This is a genomic window from Acinetobacter sp. NIPH1876, assembly GCF_022808535.1.
GTDB lineage: Bacteria > Pseudomonadota > Gammaproteobacteria > Pseudomonadales > Moraxellaceae > Acinetobacter > Acinetobacter higginsii.
This window is the reverse complement of the sequence record NZ_JALGBR010000011.1, coordinates 19,790-41,684: the sequence shown is the minus strand read 5'-3', so window position 1 is coordinate 41,684 and position 21,895 is coordinate 19,790. Positions and strand designations below refer to the sequence as shown.

Here is a 21,895-nt window from a genome sequence, read left to right as displayed (position 1 = left end):
GTCATTGACTAAATCACGCAATTGGCTAATTTACAAGATAATTTGGCCTAAGCATATAGACAGGAAATCCATATTCCTTCAAAACACATTTAAAAGTCTAACTGTCAAAACATCACAAATTTCCGCATAATGAACGGGAATCAGATTGTCAATTATGGTCTCGGATGGCGCAGAACACAGCAGCACAGCAAACACCGTTTTGGTATAACGTTCTACTGGCTTGTATCAAACCGTTGTACCGCTGGAAAATCAAACAACGGGCAGAAAGTGATGCGCTGTTTCAGCAGGAATGTATCGAGCGTTTTGGGCCGTTTCAGCCTGCTAAAAATTTAGGGGCAATTTGGTTCCATGCGGTATCTGTCGGTGAAACCAACGCGGCTCAACCTTTGATAGAGCATTATCTAAAATTAGGTCATCCCGTTTTAGTGACCAATACCACTAAGACGGGGCAAGCACGTGCAAAATCCCTGTTTTTAAAAGCACCCTATCTGGATTTATTTCAGGCGGTATATTTGCCTGTCGATCAAAAAGCATTATTAAAACGTTTTTTTAATCTGTATCAACCTCGGCTATTGGCATTGGTTGAAACAGAGATCTGGCCCAATTTAATTGCCGAAGCACAACAGCAACAGATTCCCTGTATTTTATTGAATGCACGCCTTTCCGAAAAATCGGCCAAAGGTTATGGCAAGGTCCGTCGTTTAACTCAACCCATGCTGCAACAGTTGACTTGGCTACTGGCCCAAGATGTGGCAACGCAACAACGCTATGTCGATCTAGGTCTTGATTCGGTCAAAAGTCAGGTGGTTGGCAATATTAAATTTGATATTTCAGCACCAGAACAGTGTCTGCAACAAGCACAGCAGTTGAAACAAGATTGGCAATTGGCGGATCGTCAGATTATTAGCTTAGCCAGTACGCATGCGCCCGAAGAGCAAAATTTACTGCAACAATTGCAGCCGCATTTAAATTCAAATCCAGCTTTACTGTGTATTGTGGTGCCGCGTCATCCTGAACGTTTTGATGAGGTATATCAAGTTTGCCAAAGTTTAAATTTAAAAACCCAACGCCGTAGTCTGCAGCAACTGATTCAAGCGGATACTCAAGTCTTCCTTGCTGATAGTATGGGGGAAATGTGGTTATGGTACGCTCTCAGCCAAGCCTGTTTTGTCGGTGGTTCACTGAATGAACCAGGTGGTGGGCATAATATTTTAGAGCCGATGGTATTGAATGTACCCACCGTCATTGGTCCGCGTTATTTCAATTTTCAAACCATTGTGGATGAGTTTGTGGCGCAACAGGGTATTTTGATTGGAGCGGATGCGGAGCAAGTCGGGCAACAGCTATTGTCTTGTCTTGAGGATACTGCACAGGCTCAGCAACTGGTTACACAGGCTCAGCGGGTTCTACAAGCAAATAAAGGCTCACTACAACAGCATATTCAGTGTCTTGATCACTATTTACAGCAAACCATATCGTCATGAATATTGTTTTACTCGAGCCAGATCAGTGTGTTTCGGCGGAGGTCTGGCAGATTAGCCAGCCCAGACAATTACAGCATTTAGCTCAGCACTTACAGCTGAATGTTGGTGATACCTTAAAGGTTGGGATTCGTGCAGATCAGCGCTACTTAACTGAGGTGGTGGCTATCAGCGAAGAATGCATTAGGGTTCGTCCAGTACAAACAGAAGTGGTTCCTGCAAAGCTTCCCGTGCATCTGATTCTGGCCTTGCCACGTCCTAAAGTATTACGTCGCATCATTATGGATGCTGTGACCTTGGGCGTGGAACGGATTAGCCTGATTCATAGTTATCGAGTGGATAAGAGCTATTGGCAAACACCGTTTTTACAGCAACTGAATGATTATGTAACTTTAGGTTTAGAACAAGCGGGCGATACTATTGCACCCGAAATCCAACTGTATAAACGCTTTAAACCTTTTGTGGAAGATGTTTTACCGACGTTGATCAGCGCAGAACAGCCTGCTTTTGTGGCGCATCCCTATGCAGAGCAGCCAATGCCGTATGCAATTCAACAGTCTTGTAGTTTGATCGTTGGTCCAGAGGGAGGATTTATTCCCTATGAGGTTGATCTGCTGATAAAAAACGGCTGCCAAGCGATGAGCTTAGGCAACCGAATTTTGCGAACTGAAACAGCCGTATCGAATATTTTAGGGCGATTATTTGTCTAAAGCATCGCTCAGCTCAGATTGATCACCACGATAGACTTTGACTTCCTGCACTGGATAAGGAATTGAAATTCCTTTTTCGTCAAAAGCAGTCACCACCAATTCTTGAATTTCGCTGATAGAGGCTGAGGTAGTGGTTTCAGTGGTATTGACCCACCAGCGTACTGTTAAATTAATTGAGAAATCTGCCAGTGCGGTGACGTTGACCGAGAAACCTGGTTGACTCAGTACATTCAAATTACGATCCAGAATATCGAGAATAATCTTCTTGGCTTTTTGCATGTCATCTTCATAGCCAATACCAACCACAAATTCACAACGACGACGTTGATAGGCATTGTTGACTGTGACTGCACTGGTGTACACCGTAGCATTGGGAATCACGATGCGACGGCCATCTGGAGAGCGTAAGAAAGTTGCTCGGATTTGAATATCTTCAACGTTTCCTTCCAAGCCATTTACGACAATATCATCACCGATACGAAACGGTTCGCTGATCAAAATCAGAATCCCGGACAATAAGTTCTGGAATATGTCTTTGAAAGCAAAACCAATCGCAACCGAACCAATCCCCAAAGCACCAATCAATTGACTTGGCGTAAAGCCTGGGATGGCAATCACCAACGCAATCAAGAAGCCAAAGAAGATAATAAAGGTACTACCGACACGATTGAGTACTAGGACTAGGTTTTGACGGGTATAGCTGCGATTTTCTAAAGTCTTCCGAATAAAGAGTTTAAACAACTTGGTGAGCAGCCAAAAGATAATGAAAACTGTAATCGCGATACCGATATAGGGAATACGCTCCCAAAAACTGTCCATAATTTTATCAATGGTGGTATAGGCATCGTGATACTTTTCAGTATGAGCCAAGACCGTTTCAGTGGTCTTGGTGCTGGCTTGATGAATCAGCGCACCTGTATCTTTTGCCACTTCAGTCAATGTTGTTTGTTCGTTTGCCACAGCAAGATCTCTATTTCGCAAAGGAAGGAGTAAATGAGGGAAGCAATCATAATGAATTTATACCCATTACGCATGTGAAAATTCAGTCTTTACTTCCCATGATGATTAAATCAATTCGCTGGATGCGGTCGTTTAAAAATATTCGGTGGTATTTTGAATGATTTGGGTTGGTGCTTCCCAGAGATCTGGACTGGCAAAATAATACGCAAAAATGAAGATACCAGACATCATCAGTAAGGTGACCAAAATCATCAGCCATGCCAGTATTTTTTCCCATCCACGAGATGGGCGAACATCACCATAGTCATTGCGATGCGGTGTTCCTGGTGCAAGCAAAACGTATAAGGTAAACAGCAGTTGAATCACGGGCACCAATAGCAACAAGCATAGCCAGCCAGTCTTATTCAAGTCATGTAAGCGACGAATCAAAAGCACGATTTGCAAATAAAAGGCACCCAACCACACTGCAATCATGGCAAAGACAGGCATGCCTGGAAACGCACTAAATATGGCTTCATCGACGTTGCGGCTTGCAAAAATACCCGCGAAAGCAAAGATCAAGATAAATGCAGCCAGACAAGCCAAACTGAGCAAACCGTACCAACCTAAATAGCTGAGACGGTTAAAACGACCTTTAGGAGAAAGTGGATGGTCATTGATTGGTTGTACTTGGGGCGTTATTACAGGGTCAAACATAGTGCATTCCTATTTTTTTGATTATTAAATCTTTTAAGCTTTTGGCAATGATCAAAATAATCACTTATTTTAAGAACAAAAAGCATAGACAAGCAGTTCAAATTTAAATTATTTTGAGTAAATTTTTGAAAAGAAATGGATCGTAAAAGCGTCGGTTTTGCTATTTTAGCCTAAAACTAAGACAAGATTGAAAGATTAAAAGCCCTGACATTTCTACGACCAAAGCCGCATTGTTTGCGCTTGTAAATGGTGTCAATACTGCAAGTGAGAACAAAACATACCCGTGTAATAGATGAGAACATCTAAGGTATGAGATAAAAAACCAAGGAAGTGAGCTATGAAAGAAATCTACCCAGTGCCTGATAAATTCAAAGAAACGGCAAGAATCTCTGAAGCAGACTATTTCAAACGTTACCAGCATTCGATTGAGCAACCTGAAGCATTTTGGGCAGAGGAAGCCAGCAAGATTGAATGGATCAAACCATTTACACAGGTCAAAAATACCAGTTTTAATCAAGATAATTTTAAAATTGAATGGTTTGCGGATGGTGAGCTGAATGTCTCAGCCAACTGCTTAGATCGACATCTTAAAGATAATCCATTAAAGCCAGCGATTATTTGGGAAGGTGACCACCCTTCGCGTCATAAAATCATTTCGTTTTCTGAACTGCATGATGAAGTCTGCCGTTTTGCCAATGTGTTAAAGAAGCAAGGTATTCGCAAAGGTGATCGTGTAGTGCTGTATATGCCGATGGTGCCTGAAGCGGCAATTGCCATGCTGGCCTGTGCACGTATTGGTGCCGTGCATTGTGTGGTGTTTGGTGGCTTCTCGCCAGACTCCTTGGCCAGTCGTATTGAAGACTGCCAAGCAAAACTAGTGATTACTGCGGATGCTGGCATGCGCGGTGGAAAGTTACTGCCACTGAAAGAAAACGTGGATGCCGCTTTAGAAATTGATGGTACCAGCAGTGTTGAAAACGTGATTGTGGTGCATCGTACAGGGAATCCAATTCAGTTTAATGCCCCACGAGATGTTTGGTATCACCTTGCCATCATGGAGGTAGACGAACACTGTCCGCCAGAACCGATGAAAGCAGAAGATCCGCTCTTCATTCTGTACACTTCAGGTTCAACAGGTAAACCGAAAGGTGTGTTACATACCACAGGCGGTTATCTGGTGTATGTGAATACCACCTTTAGAGAAGTCTTCGATCTGCGTGAAGATGATGTGTATTGGTGTACCGCAGATGTCGGTTGGATTACAGGACATAGTTATTTACTCTATGGGCCACTCAGTAATGCCACCACCACGGTGATGTTTGAGGGGATTCCACAATATCCAACTTGGGCACGTATCGGTCATGTGATTGATAAGCATAACGTCACCATTCTGTATACGGCACCGACTGCGATTCGCGCCATGATGCGTGAAGGCGATGCTTATGTACGTGAAAGTGATCGGAGTAGTTTACGCCTACTTGGTTCGGTGGGTGAGCCGATCAATCCAGAAGCATGGAACTGGTACCATGAAGTGGTGGGTGAAGGTCGTTGCCCAATTGTCGATACATGGTGGCAAACAGAGACAGGCGGCATTCTAATTTCACCATTACCGGGTGCAACTGCCTTAAAACCAGGTTCTGCAACACGTCCATTCTTTGGTGTTCAACCAGCACTGGTGGATGGAGAGGGCAATGAGCTAGACGGTGCGACTGAAGGCAATCTGGTGATTAAGGATTCTTGGCCAGGTCAAATGCGGACCATTTGGGGTGATCCACAACGTTTTATCGAGGCTTATTTCTCGACCTTTAAGAATTACTATTTCACAGGTGATGGTGCACGTCGTGATGCTGATGGTTACTATTGGATTACCGGACGTGTCGATGATGTACTCAACGTATCAGGTCATCGCTTAGGGACTGCGGAAATTGAGAGTGCCTTAGTCTCGCATGTGGCAGTGGCTGAGGCTGCGGTGGTGGGTATGCCGCATGATATTAAAGGACAGGGGATTTGTACTTTTGTCACTTTACAAGCCGATGTGGCTGAATCTGAGGAGCTACGTAAAGAGTTGGTCAATTGGGTGCGTAAAGTGCTTGGGCCTGTGGCCACCCCAGATGCACTACATTGGGCACCCGCTTTGCCAAAAACTCGTTCAGGTAAAATCATGCGCCGTATCCTAAGAAAGATCGCGGCAAATGAATTGGATACTTTGGGGGATACCTCAACGTTGGCTGAACCTGCTGTGGTTGAACATTTGATTGCCACGGTTTATCCAAACCGATAAACCCGATGCAAATGTGAAAAGAGCGTTCGATGGAGCGCTCTTTTTTTTTATCTGTATTATTTAATTGTGCGCCAAAAAATCTGCCGTGTTTTGTACAGTGGCGAAGAAACCCAGTGCAGATAAGAACGCCGTTTGCACATCTGCTGCTTTGACGGTTTTACCCGCATATTCGAGATCACGGGTTGCAGTGGCATCTGCAATCACAATCGGTTGATAGCCGAGTTCTTTGGCTGCACGTGTCCCTGAATCAATACAGACATGGGTCATCATACCTGTGATCACTAACTGTTCAACTTGATGCTGTTCAAGGATGGCTTGAAGATTGGTTTCTAGAAAGCTATTAGGAAAATGCTTTTCGACAATGAGTGAGCTTTCTGTGACTTTAAGTTGTGGATGTAATTCAACACCCACTGTATTTTCCTGAAAGAAACTGGCAGAGGCAGGGTTTATGTGTTGAATGTAAATAATGGGTAAATTGTTTTGAATAAAATGATCTTCTAATAGATTGGTTTGCGCTAGAGCAAGGTCTGGATTGACCAATTCCATTTTGCCATTTTTAAAATAATCGTTTTGGACATCAATAATCAGTAAGGCTTGTTTCATCATTTTTTCTTCCAGCGTTAAGATAAAACAAGAGTAGGGTGAAATGCAGAAATCGGCTATATTCAGATGAAAGCATTGTTGCTGGTTTTCTTTCCTAATGAAAAATGAATATTGAACTTGATCCGATTGACCTAAAAATTATTGAATTGCTGAAACAAGATTCGCGTTTAAGCCATAAAGAAATAGGACAGCGAGTGCACCGTACTGGGCAAGCTGTTGGAGCGCGGATTGCTCAATTGATGGATGCAGGCATCATCAAAAATTACACCATTGCGATTAAGTATGAACATAAGCAGTTTATTCAATTGTTTATGAATGATCAGCAAGCGTTTGTCGAAGTTGAATTACTGGTTAAACAATACGAGCAGGTGGATGAATGTTTTAAAATTCTCGGTAATGCCTGTTATATGATTGTCAGCCATTTTAATCCATCACAATTAAATGAGTTTATTGAGCAACTGTCGCAGTGGTGCCGATATTCGGTTGAAACGGTCATGCGGGAAATTGAGACTGCTTAAATTAAAAATCCCCAAGCCGAGCCTTGGGGAGAAATATTCAATCGCTTTTATTTTTCTTCTTATTTAATGCCAAGCTTATGCTGATTTTGCCTCCAATTGAATTTCCTGTTGTTGTTCAAGCTGACGAACCAGTGGCAGTACTTTCTCGCCAAAATATTCTACTTCTTCAATAAAATGTAGAAAGCCTGAAAGAACCAGATCAACGCCAACATTCTTCAAAGCCACAATCCGTTCAGCAATTTGTTGCGGTGTACCAATTAGATTGGTTTTAAAACCATCATTGTATTGAACCAGATCATCAAAGGTCGATTTTGCCCAGTTACCTTCACGCTCAGGGGCTGCTGCACCTGCTTCACGAGTCGCATCACCGAAGGCATTCACCGCTTCGACATTGGCTTGAGCAATGATTTCATTGAGGACTGCTTTGGCTTCTTCCTCAGTATCACGTGCGATAATAAAAGCATTGACCCCAATCTTGACTTGTCGATTGGCTAACTTTGCTTTGCTGCGGACATCATCAACTTGCTTTTTGATTTCTTCAACGCTATTGCCATTGGTAAAATACCAGTCCGATACACGTGCAGCCATATCGCGTGCGGCACGGGAACTGCCGCCTTGAAACACTTCGATATAAGGTTTTTGCAATGGTTTCGGTTTAAGCGTGTAATTCTGGAATTGGTAATATTTGCCCTCAAAGCTGTAATTGTCAGTGGTCCAGATACCTTTGAGGGTACGAATAAATTCTTCGGAACGAACATAACGTTCATCATGCTCAGGCCAAGGTTCGCCAATCGCATCAAATTCGCCACGGAACCAGCCGCTGACGACATTAATCGCAATACGCCCTTGGCTAAGGTAGTCAATGGTTGCCAGCTGTTTAGCCGCGAGTACAGGCTTCCAAGGACCAGGCAGGATCGCCGCAATGACTTTGAGTTTTTCGGTCTTTGCTAATAAAGCATGGCTAAAACTGACTGATTCATGTTGGTTTTCTGCGCCATAGCCAGCGGTAAAACGGATTTGGGTGAGGGCATATTCAAAGCCGCTTCGTTCCGCTGCTTGTGCTAAGCGCACATTATAGTCATAGCTCCAGTCTGTACGTTGTTCAATGTTGCTTACAACGAGACCGCCACTTACATTCGGAACCCAGTAGGCAAATTTAATTGCGGATGCTGTTATTGTCATCGTTGTATCCTCCATAACAGATATGGTTTATGCGACGTGGGTTAAATTCTTGGCTGACTTCGGGTGTAAGCGAGATTCAGCTGCATCCAGATTGGGTACTGCCGCAGATGGTAAGACTTCTGCTTGTTCAATCTGTTTGTTAATCCCGAGATTTTGATTGGCTTGCTCAGTTTTGGTTTTGATGGCCGCTGCACGTTGGCCTTTGGCTGGTGCCCATTCTAAAATGGGTAAGGCACGTGCCACGGCTAAGGTCACGCGATCAGACAATTGCTCGCTTTTAACCGTATATTCAGGCGTGAAATCACGATCAGTGGCATAGACGCCAATCGGTAAGGTTTGTGCTTGGAAGAAACTGAATAAAGGGCGTAATTGATGTTCTAACACCAGTGCATGACGGTCACTGCCACCAGAAGCCGCCAGTAGGACGGGTACATCGACCAAAGCCGTCTGTTCAACAAAATCGAAGAAATGCTTAAATAAGCCCGTAAACGAAGCACGGTAAACAGGGGTACCCACAATCAGTGCATCTGCGGCTTCTACCGCTGCGAGATCATCTTGTACGCGTTGTGGCAGCTGATTACGATAAATGGCCCCACCCAATAAAGGTCCAATTTCACTGAGCTTGACGAAATGCACTTTGATATTAATCGCTTCAGAAAGCTCATCCAGAATCGCCTGAACTAAACTTTCTGTTTTTGAGGGACTATTTAAACCACCAGATACGGCAACAATATTAAGGGGGGTTGAGAGGGTATTGTGATTGGACATAATAACGGCCTAAAAGATCATTTCGAATTGCTATTTATTTATCTACACCGCATGCCAAGCTGTAAAATAAGGAAATGCTGCAAGCTTATCTTTTTTAAAGATATGTCGATAAATCACAATAAATATCAAATTTTAGGTCGTTAATTTTCTGTTTCTATTCAAGATTTTCGAATCTGTTTTATGCAAAGATGATTTTAATCAAGTTATATCAATATTTGATTTATTTTGCGGGAAAAGGAAATAAATCATGTCTTGTGCTTGACCTAGCCTTGAATTGAAAATAGGCTTAAGCGGATTGAATTTAAATAAACATCGTACAGTGACGTACTTGCAGATAGCTTAAGCGCTTATGAATATTTTAATTGTAGACGACCATCCTTTATTTAGACATGCTTTGATTCAAGCGGTTCGTTATAGCCTGCCTCAGGCGCAGATCCAAGAGACTGCAGATGTAGATGAATTCTATGCACGTTTAGAGCATGGTGCAGAGCCTGATCTGGTGTTGCTGGATTTGAATCTTCCGGGTGCGTCGGGTTTCTCTGCTTTGGTGTATGTGCGCGCACAATACCCCGCAATTCCGATTATTGTGGTCTCAGCACATGAAGAAGTTTCAATTATTCAGCGTGCGATTGCACATGGGGCAATGGGCTATATTCCAAAATCTTCACATCCAAGCCATATTGGTGAAGCGATTAAGCATGTTTTGGAAGGTGAGATCTGGTTACCACCGAACTTACCGACTCATGCAGGCTTTGATCCGCGTGCAGCAGATGAAACAGCTTTAGCCGAACGTTTACAATCACTCACGCCACAGCAGTTCCGCGTATTGATGATGGTGGCCGAAGGTTTATTGAATAAGCAAATTGCTTATGAATTAGAAGTTTCAGAAGCCACAATCAAAGCACATGTCACCGCAATTTTCCGTAAACTGGGGGTACAAAATCGTACTCAGGCGGTCTTGGCGATTAGTGCCTTAAATATTGAAGATAAAAAGATGTAATGTATTGCAATGAGAAAGCCCATTTCTCATTTTGTAGAATACGAGATCATAAAAAACCAGTTCCTAGGAACTGGTTTTTTATGATGAATGAGATGTTCTATGTAGAACCCAAATCCAATATTAGAAACGGAACTTCGCGTTTAAGCCAACAGTTTGTGTATCAGTGCTTTCATGTTTCGCATTTGCGTTAACGTAAGTTGCGCCTACAGCAATTGCTGGAGTGATGAAGTAGTTTACGTTTGCACCCCAAGCAGAATTGATTGCAGAGAAGTTGTCTTCATTTGCTGGGTTAGAGCTGAAATTCGCTTCAGCATAAGAAGCACCAACGCTTAACTTAGGAGTCACATATACGTCAGTTTTCAATTCGTATGCTTGGAAGTCACCGTAAACAAGGCCAGCTTCAAAACCTACAGCCATGTTTGTACCATCGATGTTACCTACGTATTTAGTACGTGCAGTGATCGCATCTTGGTCTTCACCGATAACTAATGGTTGAGCGACTGATTTAGCAATACCATTTGAAAGGACGCTGTTTGCGTCTAAAGCAAATTGATCAGCAATGTTCGTATAACCAACAGCAACTAAGAAATTAGGAGTAAGCATCGTACCGACTTCTAATGCGAAACGGTCACCATTGTCTTTTTCGCCTTCAGACTTAGTTTGTGAGTGGCTGTATGCAGCACTTGTATACACAGGTAAGTAAGGAGTTGGAAGGTAAGCTTCACCTTTTGCACCGAAAGAATTGTTCTTAACAGTTGCAACTTCGTCACCGCTTAATTCTGCAAAGCTATAAGCTACAGAAACATTAGATGCTTGGTTTAAGAATGCAGCTTCAGCTAAAGGACCTTTAGAAGCATCTACATTTTTGAAGTAGTAAGTACCTTGAGCAGCACCAGTGAAGTCTTTGTCATTGTTGCTTTTTGCATCGATGAATTCAGACTGACCTTGAACTTCTACTTGGTATGCGTGAGCACCGGTCATGGCTAAAACTAAAGCAGTGGCTAAACCGAGTTTTTTCATAATAATTTCCAGCTTTAAAACAATAAAGAGTAAAGTTGGAGTCATTGTATTGTAACAAAGTATGAAGTCAATGTAATAAATTTGAGCTTCCGATAAATGAACAAATACCGATCAGGCGGTGTATAATAAATGAACAATTAGGAAAAACACTGTCAACCTTTTATAAAATATATATCTAACAAATAGATATGTTTATTTTTTAACAAGATAAGTGATGTCATAATAATGTCATCCGTAAATATTTCAATTGGTTTATTCAATCATTGTGATCGATTTTTTCATTTAAGTCATTCTTGTTATTGTCATAATTTTGACGATAAAAGTGTGTATTGAAATATTGTTCTACTGTTTTTATGAGACCTACTTTGCATAATTTCATATTATTGACTGTGCATTAATATAAACCAAAAGCATCGAATAAATCTGATTTTAAATGAACAATCAACAAAATCGATTGTAACGATAAACCCGATCTATTTAATCAACTTTACTTTGTGAGAGCTAATTCACATAATACAAAGCAAGGGATATCTAATTTGCATTTAAATATCTCATAACATTTTCTTTTGAGTTTTTTGATGTTTTTACATCATCGTTTTACTAGCTCGGCTTTCCCCAAGGCTGAGCTTTTTTTTTGTCTGTTTTTTACAAAGTATTGATGAAAATAACACTACAGAACAACAGCGACAAAACACTTATAGTGACAGATTATTCTACTTTTCCAGCTTTATGATGATGTCGAAAAAATTAAAAGGTCTGGCCCTTTTTACAGCCATCTTTTTTGCAATTCCCATGGTCGCTTGTCAAAATTTTAGCCAACAAAAGCAACAACTCTCGATACAAAAAAATGAGCAGCAGCAGATCTCAAGTTTATTCCAGAGTGCCCAAACCAGTGGTGTTTTGGTGATTTATGATGGCAAGAAAATTCACAGCTATGGCAATGATCTTGATCGTGCAGAACAGCGCTATATCCCTGCTTCAACTTTTAAAATGTTGAATGCCTTGATTGGGATACAACATCATAAGACTACATCAGATGAAGTGTTTAAATGGGATGGCAAAAAGCGGGCATTCAGCAGTTGGGAAAAAGATTTAAGCTTAGCTGAGGCGATGCAGGCATCGGCGGTACCCGTTTATCAAGAACTGGCGCGACGTATTGGTCTGGAACTGATGACCCATGAAGTGAAGCGTGTGGGTTATGGCAATAAAAATATCGGGACGCAAGTCGATAATTTCTGGTTAGTTGGCCCATTAAAAATCACCCCCGTAGAAGAAGTTCGCTTTGCCTATGCGCTGGCAAAACAGAAACTGCCCTTTGACCAGCCGACCCAGCAACAAGTCAAAGCGATGTTATTGGTGGATCAAATTCAGGGAACCAAAATCTATGCCAAAAGTGGTTGGGGCATGGATGTCAGCCCGCAAGTGGGATGGTGGACAGGCTGGATTGAACAACCAAATGGTAAGATCACTGCCTTCTCACTGAATATGCAAATGAGTCAGCCTGAACATGCAGATGCACGCAAAGTGATTGTGTATCAAGCCTTGCAAGAGTTGGGGTTGTTAGCCCATTAAATACGCAAAAAAAGACCCAGCTTTTGGGGAAAGCTGGGCTGAGAAAGGATGTTTAGCTTGGGGGAGAAAACATCCTAGAGGGTTAGGGGTTTAAATTCTGTAATCTCTTTATGCTTAAATTATGTTCTCTGGAAAGTAATTTGTAAAATTGATAATTTATATACTTAGAATAGTTTTTTTCGATTTTTAAATGCATTCAAGCGTGGAAAAGCAAGCGCATAACCCAAGTGAAATATGATTGATTATCTTTAAAATATAAATTCAGTGGCAAAACGTTTAGATCACTTGGCATGTGTAATGAGACTCAAAACGTTTGGCCCAGATGAGTGAATTAAATTTCGTGATTACCACTCGTAGCGTAAGCGAAATAAATGCATGTCAGGCGTATGGTTGCTGTCTTGGGTATATAGACGTTCATAGTCAAAGCCAAAACCGTGATTGAAACGAATCGCCACGCCAATGCCATGGTCACGTCGAGAGAAATCATAGCCGCTACGATATTTTAAATAATTTCCCATCAGATAAGGCTGGATGTATTTCATGCCATGATGGTCAAGCTCGACATGGTAGCCTGCATAATATTCAAGTCCATAAGCCTCTGTGTCTAACAGGCTTTCAACAGATTGTGTGGATGTTCGATTGAGTGCATCAAAGTTTGGCAATAGATTTTTATACCAGCCTGCACCTGTACTGAGCATCCATGTCCCATCAAAATAGAACAGGGCAGACGCAAGCATGTCTTGAGAGAGCTTAGATGTTGCATGATCAGATTGCAGCTGAGCTTTGTTGTGTTTCCATGAAATCGCCCAGTTTAAGTTTTTATTTAAGTGAATATCGACAGCGGCTTCTTGACCAGATTTACGTTGATAACGGAGCTGATCTAACGAGGTGTGATCTTCAAATAAATAAGCTGCATAAAAATCAATTTTTTTGGTTTTTTTCTCATATCTTAAAGTCTTACTGGCCGCTTGAGTCCCATCGAAATAAGCAAAAGGGCTCCATGTTTGTGGTTGCGCTAGTGTACTGTAATCCCAAAGATCGGTTTTAGCCCCAACCACATCGTAATACAGACTATAAATTTTTCCATATTTTAAGCTGCCATAATGATGGCTCGAGATTCCCGCATAGGCTTGTTCTGTGGTTAGACGCTCATCATTGTTTTGATAATGCCCATCCCAATCTAAAATTTTGGCTGGATTAATAAAATTTTGATAACCCGTGATCAAACGGAGATCATCATTAATTTTATAGTCGCTATTCAGATAGATCCTGCTGGTTGCGCTATAGCCATTGCGACGATATTTCTGGCCTGCATTGGAAGGCTGATATTGATCGAAATTCAGGGCTTGCAGTCTGAGACTGCCGGCACTGCTCAGTTTAAAGTTGTCCTGCTCATTGAGAATCTGATCTTGATTGATCAATTCAATTTGTGCAAATGCCGAAGAGCAGAGTGCAAAACTCAGGGCAATAAAAACCCGATGGTATTGAAGTTTGAACTTAACCATTTTCAAATACGTCCGTGTATAGATTTAAGGGTGAGCGGTTAATCTCCGATGAAAATATTCATCTAAGATATTGTAATGATGTGTGTTATTCAGTAGTTGGAAGGAGACAAAGTCTGGGTCGATGGCTTTCCTATTATGAAAATACGACTGGCTTTGCCCAATCAACTCATCGAGCTCTTGCGCGCCACAGAAAATGGCATAAGGCTTTGGGACAGCGGCCTCGAGCAGGATGGGACTATATTGTCGAATCTCGTGTTCCGAGAGATTCAATGCTGTATTTAAATGAGTCTGTTGAATGGGCGCGAGATCATAAATGCCACTCAATAAAACGGCTTCAGTTACAACAGGATGGGTGAGCATTAATGCAGATAAATGAGCCCCAGCAGAATGCCCAACCAGTATGATGTCTTGAGTTCTCCATGCTTGTTGTTGGATGAAATCAAGCGCTTGTTGGATTTGCTTGACGATTTCGCCGATGCTGCGTTGTGGAGCCAAGTCATATTCAAGCAAGACACACTGCATATTGTTGGCAAGAACATCAGTGGCGATAAAGGCAAAATCGGATTTATTGCACCATTGCCAATAGCCGCCATGTACAAACACGACGGTTTTGCGTGCCTGCGCTAAAGGAAAGAGATCTAAGCACGATCGAGTTGTTTCGGCATAGGCAATATTCTGAATACAGGGGTGTTGCTGATAGCTCAACAGACTACGCTGTTGAAAGTCCATCAGAATATCCTGCTCATTTGCAACCGTTCGAGAATTATCATAAAGCTTCATGGCGTGTTTACTCAGAAGCTTCGGTATTTGTGCTTAAATCGAGCTTTGCCGAGCTGCGTTTTAGCATATAAAAAACGATTAACAGCACAATAAAGGGAATGCCAAACTGTAGTGTAGATTTAAATTCGGCAGTAAACCACGTGGTGAGGGTAATGCTCAGAATACTGAATAAACCAAACAGTGAAATGAACTGACTTGCTGGAATTTTGTATTTTAATCCAATGCCATTTTTCGCCATATGCCGTCTAAAACAGATATGGGTCACAAAGATGCTGCCCCAAGTAAATAAAGCGCCGAACATCGATAAGGCAATCATGATGGGGAAGGCCGATTCAGGATTGATGGTATACACCACGCTTGCAACAGCAATCCCCATGGCGGATAAAAATAGTGCATTGATGGGCACGCCATTAGGACGGATTTTGCCGAAGATTTGAGGTGCATCACCTGCCCGTGACAAGCTAAATAACATTCGGGTTGAAATATACAGCATGCTATTCATGGCAGAGAGGGCGGCGACAATCACAATGAAATTGAGAATGCTATCAGCATATGGAATCCCGACAATTTTCATCACGGTCACAAAAGGGCTGCTAGCATCTTTGCCAATCAGTTCTGTCCATGGAACCAGTGCCACGATTAAAGACAGGGACAGTAAATAGAATAAAATCAGACGCAGTGCGGTACTCTTAAAGGCGTATTTGACCGCTTTTTCTGGGTTCGATGCTTCACCTGCAGCGACGGCAATCATTTCAATACTTAAATAACTAAAAATCGAAATAATCACCCCAATCCAGACGCCACTGAATCCGTTGGGAAAGAAGCCACCGTGTCCAGTCAGATTAGTCAGCACATGATGACTTTGCTGAGTGTTTTGAGTCAGAATGCCGATTGCCAACAGAATAAACACGATAATGGCAAAGATTTTAATGGTGGAAAACCAGTATTCCACCAGTCCAAATGCTTTGACGCTATAAGCATTCACTGCAAGCAAAGTACCTGAAAAAAACACGATCCAGATCCATGCGGGCAGATCGGGAAACCACATTTTCATATAGTCTGCGACGGCGGTGATCTCGGTTCCAACCGCCAGTACGATACAGGCCCAATAACTGTAGCGCACCAAGAAACCCGCCAAGGGGCTGATATAATGTTCAGCATAGGCTCCAAATGAGCCTGAAGTCGGGTGCTGTACTGTCATTTCGGCGAGACATGCCATCAGCGCAAAGGCAATCAGCCCGCCTATGGCATAACTCAAAATGACAGCAGGGCCAGCAAAGCTAATTGCAAATTTGCTCCCCATAAACAGCCCCGTTCCAATCGCGCCACCAATCGCAATCATTGCCATCTGCTTGGCGGATAATTTTTTATGTAGTCCTGCTTCACGTGCTTGAATCTTGTCAAAATTATTCATCGGCCTCTCCTAGCCATCAGCTCAATCCGAAAGTGACGACTTAGGTCACTTCCCCCCGTACCAGGTAGCTTTCATTGTTCCATTCTTGATGCTGCATGATGGCTTTGAGATGTTGCACCGCATGCCAGATATCTTCAAATCCAAGATAGAGCGGGGTAATGCCAAAGCGTAACACTTCAGGTTCACGATAGTCTCCGATCACGCCACGGGCGATCAGTGCCTGAATAATTTCATAGCCATGTGGATGTTGATAGCTGACATGGCTGCCGCGATGTTGATGCGCTTTCGGTGTGATCAGCTCGAAACCATACTCGGCACATTCCTGATCAACCAACGCAATAAATAGGTCGGTTAATTGAAGCGATTTCTCACGAATTTTCTGCATGTTGGCTTTCAGGAAAATATCCACCCCACATTCGATTAGACTCATGGAAATAATCGGCTGAGTGCCGCATAGATAACGGCGAATATTGTTGGCTGGCTGATAATGCTGAGCCATGGCGAAAGGCTTTTGATGTCCCCACCAGCCAGAAAGTGGTTGCCAGAACTGATCCCGATGTTTGGGGTTGACCCAGAGCAGCGCAGGCGAGCCTGGACCACCGTTGAGATATTTATAGGTACAGCCAATGGCAAAATCACTGTGACTTTGATTGAGGTCCATCGGTACAGCGCCAACAGAGTGACATAAATCCCAGATGATTAAGGCATTATGGGCATGGATTTGCTGATTAATCGCGGTCATATCATAGAAATAACCGGTGCGATAATTGACATGAGACAGCACCACCACAGCGACCTCAGTCGTTAAAATTTCGCTTAAACCTGCCGCACCCTCAATCAATTCGACCTGATAGCCTTGATTGATCAAGTCAATGAAGCCTTCGATAATATAAATATCGGTGGGAAAAGCGTCTTTTTCCGCGACAATGATTTTACGTTGTGGATGCTTCTCGGCCTGAATTTTGACTGCAGCGGATAGCACTTTAAATAAATTTAAGGTGGTCGAATCAGAAATCACGGTTTCGCCAGCATTGGCCCCGATTAGTTGCCCGACTTTATCACCTAAACGAGTTGGTAAGCCCCACCAATCTGCTTTATTCCAACTGTTAATAAGATCTTCACCCCATTCTTGTTGAATAATATGCTGCGCATAATTTAAAGACTGCTTCGGTCTTGCACCTAAAGAGTTACCGTCTAGATAAATCACATTGTTAGGCAAGGCAAAGTCATTTTTAAATGCGCTGAGCTCATCTTGTTTATCCCAATAAAGACATTGTTCTTGTGTCACCATATTGAATTGCATCCCTATATTTATTGAATTCCACTGTTAAATTTTATCACTGCAATTTTTGTTTTTTATCCGATAAAATCAGTAGATAAAGTTAAAAATTAGGATATGATTTCAATAATATTTAAATTATTAGAATAATTTCCGAATATGAATATTGATGCGATTGATCTTAAAATTCTAAATTTCTTGCAGAACGATGCACGCCTGAGCAATCAGGAATTGGCCGATCTGGTGAATCTTTCACCCTCTGCCTGTCATCGACGGGTCAAGCTTTTGGAAAGCAATGGTGTTATTGAGAAGTACCAAGCCAGACTCAATTATGAAAAATTAGGCATTAAAATTGAGGCAATAGTTGAAATAAAATTGATTCAACTTACTGAAACTGATCATAATTTGTTCTTGAAACAGATTGAGGACTTTGAAGAAGTGGTGAATGCCTATGTGATTACAGGCGAGTCGAATTATGTGCTGCATGTGGCCACCAAAGACTTGAATGCTTTTTCACAATTCATTATTAATAAATTGAATAAGATTAAGGGCATTATGAGTATTAATTCTAAGATCATTTTAGATAAGGTGATTCAGAAAAAAATGCTTTGATTCCCGATTCACTATTGAACCTTGGCCTAAATTCAAAAAATTTATTTTAATAATATAAGTCACTTAGATAAATTTAATTAAATAAAAATCATTCTCATAATCAATTTTGAAAAATAATTGCCAGACTGAAATAACGATTTAATAAAGTCAGTCGCGATTAATGTAACCAAAAACCTCGGTTTAAGCGTGGTAGTGCGTTTTATAATTCAGGTAAAATTAAGTTCTATTTAAAAATCAATTGAGATCGTTTTTGAAAAGTACAAGGTGCATGAATGGGGCGTGAATTAAAAAGCTCGAAATTACGTTCTGAGCAGATTAGTCGTCGTCTCTTTTTCTGCATGATAGTCATTATCTTTTCGATTTTTTATCTCTCCATCCCTTTAATTATTAATAGTTATCAAGAATATATAAAATCAGAACAAACACTCACTGAAATTACTTGCCTTCGCACATTAGTTAAAACAGCCAATAAAATTTCCAGAGAACGGGCACCTTCCAATAAAGTGATGTCGAGCGAAGCGAATGCGTTATTGGAAAATCAAAAAGAATTATTCGAGTATCGCAAGATTGTTGATGCAGAAATTGATAACAGCATTGAAGTTTTAAAACAAAACGGGTTTAGGCTGATTGCTTATGAACTGGAAACTGATTTAAAAGTTAAATTGGCTGCAGCACGAGCCATTGTTGATGCATATGCCAGCACGCCACATGCTGAGCGAACATCCAAGCAATATGATCATGCGATTTTATCCATGTTTAGTGTTTGGGATGAAAGCCGTGAGTTCTTAACGTGGTTATTGGTTCGTTCCAATAGTAAGAACAGCAAGATGTCGAATTATTTCACCTCAATTTTAGTACTCACTGATATGCGTGATCAGGCAGGTAGAGTTGCATCTAATGTCATGGCACCAGTGACATTTGGGGATAAAATTTCGGATGAAAATCGAGCGCGCTCATTACAGACACAACATCAAGCGATTTATCTGTGGGAGTTAATTGATACGATCCAGCCTGAACAGTCGAAGACGCTTGAATATGTAGACTTATATCGTCGTGTTAAAACGGAGTTTTTAGATAAAGGCTTACCGATCATTGCGCGCTTATTGGATGAAAGTAAAAATAATAAAGCGTACTTTCTGTCTGGGACACAATTGACAGAGCGAATGGTGGGGAAATTTACACCAGTCATGGACTTGCAAAACTATATTCTGGATTACAGCATCCAAGTTGCAGTGAATGAAAATAAATTCGCAAAGCGGCAGTTTATTTTTACTTTAATTATTTCTAGCCTATCTTTATTGATTGCAATTTTCACCATGATTTATGCCAAGCGCAAGGTGTTTAGTCCACTGATCCATGCCCGTGATATGATTTTGCGCTTATCTGGAACTTCGGATGAACTTCCTTCAGGAAAAAATAATAAGGAAGAGTTTTTCTCGTTGTTTGAAGCGATTGATAAATTAAAAGGGATGTTAAAACAGCGCGATGCCATGGAGTTGCAACTGAAGCAGATTGCAAATTCTGATGTTTTAACAGGTGTCGCAAACCGCTTGGCTTTAGATGAATATATTCAGTTTCTTGAATCCAAGCCTGAGGCTTTGTCTCAGACTTGTGTGATTGCGATTGATATTGATAATTTTAAGTTTGTAAATGATCAGTATGGGCATATTGTCGGGGATCAGGTGATTAGCATGATTGCTGATCAGCTCAAACATAATGTTCGAGCATCTGACTTAATTGTGCGTTATGGCGGTGATGAGTTCTTGGTCGTAATCGAGAATATTCAGATGACCGCTGCAAAAGTTGTGGCAGAGAGTATTCGTTCGGCTATTTTAAAAGAAAGGATTGTGATCCCGAATGTAGCTGAGTCGATTCATGTTTCGGTCAGTATCGGGGTTGCGATTGGCGCAAATAGTTGGTTAGAGCTGTTAGAAAAAGCGGATCAGTCATTGTTAAAAGCGAAGGCAAAAGGGAAGAATGTGGTGGAATATTAAATTGCCCGTGATTGAATCAACCTAAGTGATTAAGAATGACCTTTTAATACATTAACCACATCTTTTATTTAATGAAATGAGTCATTTTCTTTGCCCTCAGGGAATAAATATTGCTGCATAAAATCAATAAATACTCGAGTTTTGGGCGAAAGGTAGCGATTTGATGGCCACACAATATTGAAATGCCCAGCATGGATGATGTTGTCGTGCATGATACTGATGAGTCGTCCAGATTGTATCTGATCTTTAATAGCAAAATCAGGTAAACAAGCAATACCTAATCCTTGTTCAACCATATAAATAATAGATTCAATGTTATTGGCCACAGTGGAGACAGGTAAATTCATGATGTAGGGTTTACCTTGTTCTTGTAAGGGCCAAGCCTCGATTTTACCTGTACTCGGATAACGATGGCGTAAGCAATGTCTTGTTGCAAGCTCACCTAAAGCCTGTGGTATGCCATGTTCAACAAAATAAGCAGGTGAGCCCACTATTTGATAGTGATAAGTACCTAATACCTTTGCCATTAAGCGTGAGTCAGTCAACGCACCTGTACGAATCACAACATCAAACCCTTCCTCAATTACATCAACGAGATGGTCGGAAAAATCGAGATCTAAATGGATGGCTGGCCATGCTTGTATGAACTGAGTGAGCGTTGGCATCATTAACATTCCAACTAAAGGTAAACTGACTCTTAGCCGTCCTTGAGGGACATGATTAATCTGTGATAATTCTAATTCGGCTTCTTCAACTTCGGTCAATATTTGACGGCATCGTTTAAGGAAGAGCGCACCTTCAGGGGTAAGTTGAATGCTGCGTGTAGAGCGGTGGAACAACCTGACATTTAATTTCTTTTCAAGTTTCGCAATGATTTTTCCAATAGCAGATGCAGACAAACCTAGTTTTTGCCCCACCAGTGTAAAGCTTCGAAACTCAGCAACTTGAATAAAGACATTTAAAGAACTAAAACGATCCATAATTTTTATTCTGGAATATTTTTCCGTATTCCTTAGAATCTTAACCTATTTTTCAATATTCCAAGTGAATCTAAACTCTGATTTCTACTTAATTTTGAATCAGGTTAGAAAAATGAGTCATATTCTTACATCTACCCAGTTCCAATCAGAACCTGTACCGACTGTTTTTGTGGTGAATGTTATCCATGCTCACCCAGAAAAACAGGAGCAAGCTTTTAAAATTATTCAGGAAATTGTGCATTATGCATCGTTTAAAGAGGGCTTTTTATGGAGCAATTTAGCGAAAAGCCTTGATGGTAAAACGGTTGTCAATATTGAAGCCATTTCATCCAAAGATGATGTCAAAAAATTCTTTGGGGATAAGGTTTTTGAGGCTAAATTTGATCGTCTGAAAACGGTTGCTGATTTTGAATTTCATATTTATCAATCGAATGATGTTGTTTTTCCACATTCAGGGGTTGTACATAAACTTCAGGACACACATGCATAAAATCAAGTCAAAAAAGAAACCGAGTTTGACTCGGTTTCTTTAAGGTTCGC

At 41.3% G+C, this 21,895-nt stretch carries 20 protein-coding genes; 9 read left to right on the top strand and 11 right to left on the bottom strand.

The genetic code is table 11. The features are described from left to right. Positions 1-164: 164 nt before the first annotated feature. Entirely contained in the window at positions 165-1,484 is a 1,320-nt protein-coding gene (locus MN869_RS12985) for a 3-deoxy-D-manno-octulosonic acid transferase (protein ID WP_243307971.1), read from the top strand. After that, positions 1,481-2,191, top strand: coding sequence for a 16S rRNA (uracil(1498)-N(3))-methyltransferase (locus MN869_RS12980; protein ID WP_171550839.1), 711 nt, complete (start codon positions 1,481-1,483; stop codon positions 2,189-2,191). Before MN869_RS12985 ends, MN869_RS12980 begins: the two co-directional genes overlap by 4 nt. Here the strand turns inward: MN869_RS12980 and MN869_RS12975 are convergent. Beyond that, a complete protein-coding gene (locus MN869_RS12975) occupies positions 2,180-3,151 on the bottom strand; it encodes a mechanosensitive ion channel domain-containing protein (RefSeq protein ID WP_004803649.1) in 972 nt (323 codons plus the stop codon). The two genes, MN869_RS12980 and MN869_RS12975, sit on opposite strands and share 12 nt — an antisense overlap. A 132-nt stretch (positions 3,152-3,283) precedes the next feature. Continuing rightward, positions 3,284-3,847 carry a DUF805 domain-containing protein gene (locus MN869_RS12970; RefSeq protein ID WP_243307970.1) on the bottom strand — a complete coding sequence of 188 codons (564 nt, stop codon included), beginning with the start codon at positions 3,845-3,847 and terminating at the stop codon, positions 3,284-3,286. Positions 3,848-4,184: 337 nt separating this feature from the next. On the opposite strand from MN869_RS12970, the gene acs reads away from it, so the two are divergent. After that, positions 4,185-6,128 (top strand): acetate--CoA ligase, encoded by a 1,944-nt coding sequence (acs, locus tag MN869_RS12965; RefSeq protein ID WP_243307967.1) that lies wholly within the window; start codon positions 4,185-4,187, stop codon positions 6,126-6,128. A 60-nt stretch (positions 6,129-6,188) separates the two neighbouring features. Here the strand turns inward: acs and MN869_RS12960 are convergent, their stop codons facing one another. Next, positions 6,189-6,731 (bottom strand): cysteine hydrolase family protein, encoded by a 543-nt coding sequence (locus tag MN869_RS12960; RefSeq protein WP_243308217.1) that lies wholly within the window; start codon positions 6,729-6,731, stop codon positions 6,189-6,191. 104 nt (positions 6,732-6,835) lie between these two features. Here MN869_RS12960 and MN869_RS12955 point away from each other — a divergent pair, with 104 nt between their 5' ends. Then, complete coding sequence (locus tag MN869_RS12955; RefSeq protein WP_243307964.1) at positions 6,836-7,249, top strand: winged helix-turn-helix transcriptional regulator; 414 nt, start codon at positions 6,836-6,838, stop codon at positions 7,247-7,249. Positions 7,250-7,324: 75 nt separating this feature from the next. On the opposite strand, the gene sfnG is transcribed toward MN869_RS12955, so the two are convergent. Both sfnG and msuE read right to left on the bottom strand, forming a co-directional pair. Next, a complete protein-coding gene (gene sfnG / locus MN869_RS12950) occupies positions 7,325-8,431 on the bottom strand; it encodes a dimethylsulfone monooxygenase SfnG (protein ID WP_243307962.1) in 1,107 nt (368 codons plus the stop codon). Between the two features lie 27 nt (positions 8,432-8,458). Further along, positions 8,459-9,199, bottom strand: a complete 741-nt coding sequence (gene msuE, locus MN869_RS12945; RefSeq protein WP_005297521.1) for an FMN reductase — start codon at positions 9,197-9,199, stop codon at positions 8,459-8,461. 349 nt (positions 9,200-9,548) lie between these two features. On the opposite strand from msuE, the gene MN869_RS12940 reads away from it, so the two are divergent. Continuing rightward, a complete protein-coding gene (locus MN869_RS12940; protein WP_004657203.1) occupies positions 9,549-10,199 on the top strand; it encodes a response regulator transcription factor in 651 nt (216 codons plus the stop codon). Positions 10,200-10,319: 120 nt separating this feature from the next. Here MN869_RS12940 and omp33-36 read toward each other — a convergent pair whose 3' ends face one another. After that, positions 10,320-11,264 carry a porin Omp33-36 gene (omp33-36, locus tag MN869_RS12935; RefSeq protein ID WP_279324149.1) on the bottom strand — a complete coding sequence of 315 codons (945 nt, stop codon included), beginning with the start codon at positions 11,262-11,264 and terminating at the stop codon, positions 10,320-10,322. Positions 11,265-11,948: 684 nt separating this feature from the next. On the opposite strand from omp33-36, the gene blaOXA reads away from it, so the two are divergent. Continuing rightward, positions 11,949-12,791, top strand: coding sequence for an OXA-286 family carbapenem-hydrolyzing class D beta-lactamase (gene blaOXA, locus MN869_RS12930; RefSeq protein ID WP_243307935.1), 843 nt, complete (start codon positions 11,949-11,951; stop codon positions 12,789-12,791). A 344-nt stretch (positions 12,792-13,135) separates the two neighbouring features. Here the strand turns inward: blaOXA and MN869_RS12925 are convergent, their stop codons facing one another. The 4 genes from MN869_RS12925 to kynU are packed head-to-tail and all read right to left on the bottom strand — an operon-like array spanning position 13,136 to position 17,781. Further along, positions 13,136-14,296: a porin gene (locus MN869_RS12925; protein WP_243307933.1), complete on the bottom strand. Its 1,161-nt coding sequence runs from the start codon at positions 14,294-14,296 to the stop codon at positions 13,136-13,138. Positions 14,297-14,320: 24 nt separating this feature from the next. Further along, a complete protein-coding gene (locus MN869_RS12920) occupies positions 14,321-15,076 on the bottom strand; it encodes an alpha/beta hydrolase (RefSeq protein ID WP_243307931.1) in 756 nt (251 codons plus the stop codon). Positions 15,077-15,083: 7 nt separating this feature from the next. Then, positions 15,084-16,490 (bottom strand): amino acid permease, encoded by a 1,407-nt coding sequence (locus MN869_RS12915; RefSeq protein WP_171550831.1) that lies wholly within the window; start codon positions 16,488-16,490, stop codon positions 15,084-15,086. A 40-nt stretch (positions 16,491-16,530) separates the two neighbouring features. Beyond that, a complete protein-coding gene (gene kynU / locus MN869_RS12910; protein ID WP_243307929.1) occupies positions 16,531-17,781 on the bottom strand; it encodes a kynureninase in 1,251 nt (416 codons plus the stop codon). 147 nt (positions 17,782-17,928) lie between these two features. Here kynU and gigD point away from each other — a divergent pair, with 147 nt between their 5' ends. Both gigD and MN869_RS12900 read left to right on the top strand, forming a co-directional pair. Further along, entirely contained in the window at positions 17,929-18,381 is a 453-nt protein-coding gene (gene gigD, locus MN869_RS12905) for an Lrp/AsnC family transcriptional regulator GigD (protein ID WP_243307927.1), read from the top strand. A gap of 272 nt (positions 18,382-18,653) precedes the next feature. Then, positions 18,654-20,375 (top strand): GGDEF domain-containing protein, encoded by a 1,722-nt coding sequence (locus MN869_RS12900; RefSeq protein ID WP_243307925.1) that lies wholly within the window; start codon positions 18,654-18,656, stop codon positions 20,373-20,375. Positions 20,376-20,443: 68 nt separating this feature from the next. Here the strand turns inward: MN869_RS12900 and MN869_RS12895 are convergent, their stop codons facing one another. Beyond that, on the bottom strand, positions 20,444-21,355 hold the full coding sequence (locus MN869_RS12895; protein WP_243307922.1) for a LysR family transcriptional regulator: 912 nt from the start codon (positions 21,353-21,355) through the stop codon (positions 20,444-20,446). Between the two features lie 112 nt (positions 21,356-21,467). Here MN869_RS12895 and MN869_RS12890 point away from each other — a divergent pair, with 112 nt between their 5' ends. Beyond that, on the top strand, positions 21,468-21,845 hold the full coding sequence (locus tag MN869_RS12890; protein ID WP_171550827.1) for an antibiotic biosynthesis monooxygenase: 378 nt from the start codon (positions 21,468-21,470) through the stop codon (positions 21,843-21,845). Positions 21,846-21,895: the final 50 nt, after the last annotated feature.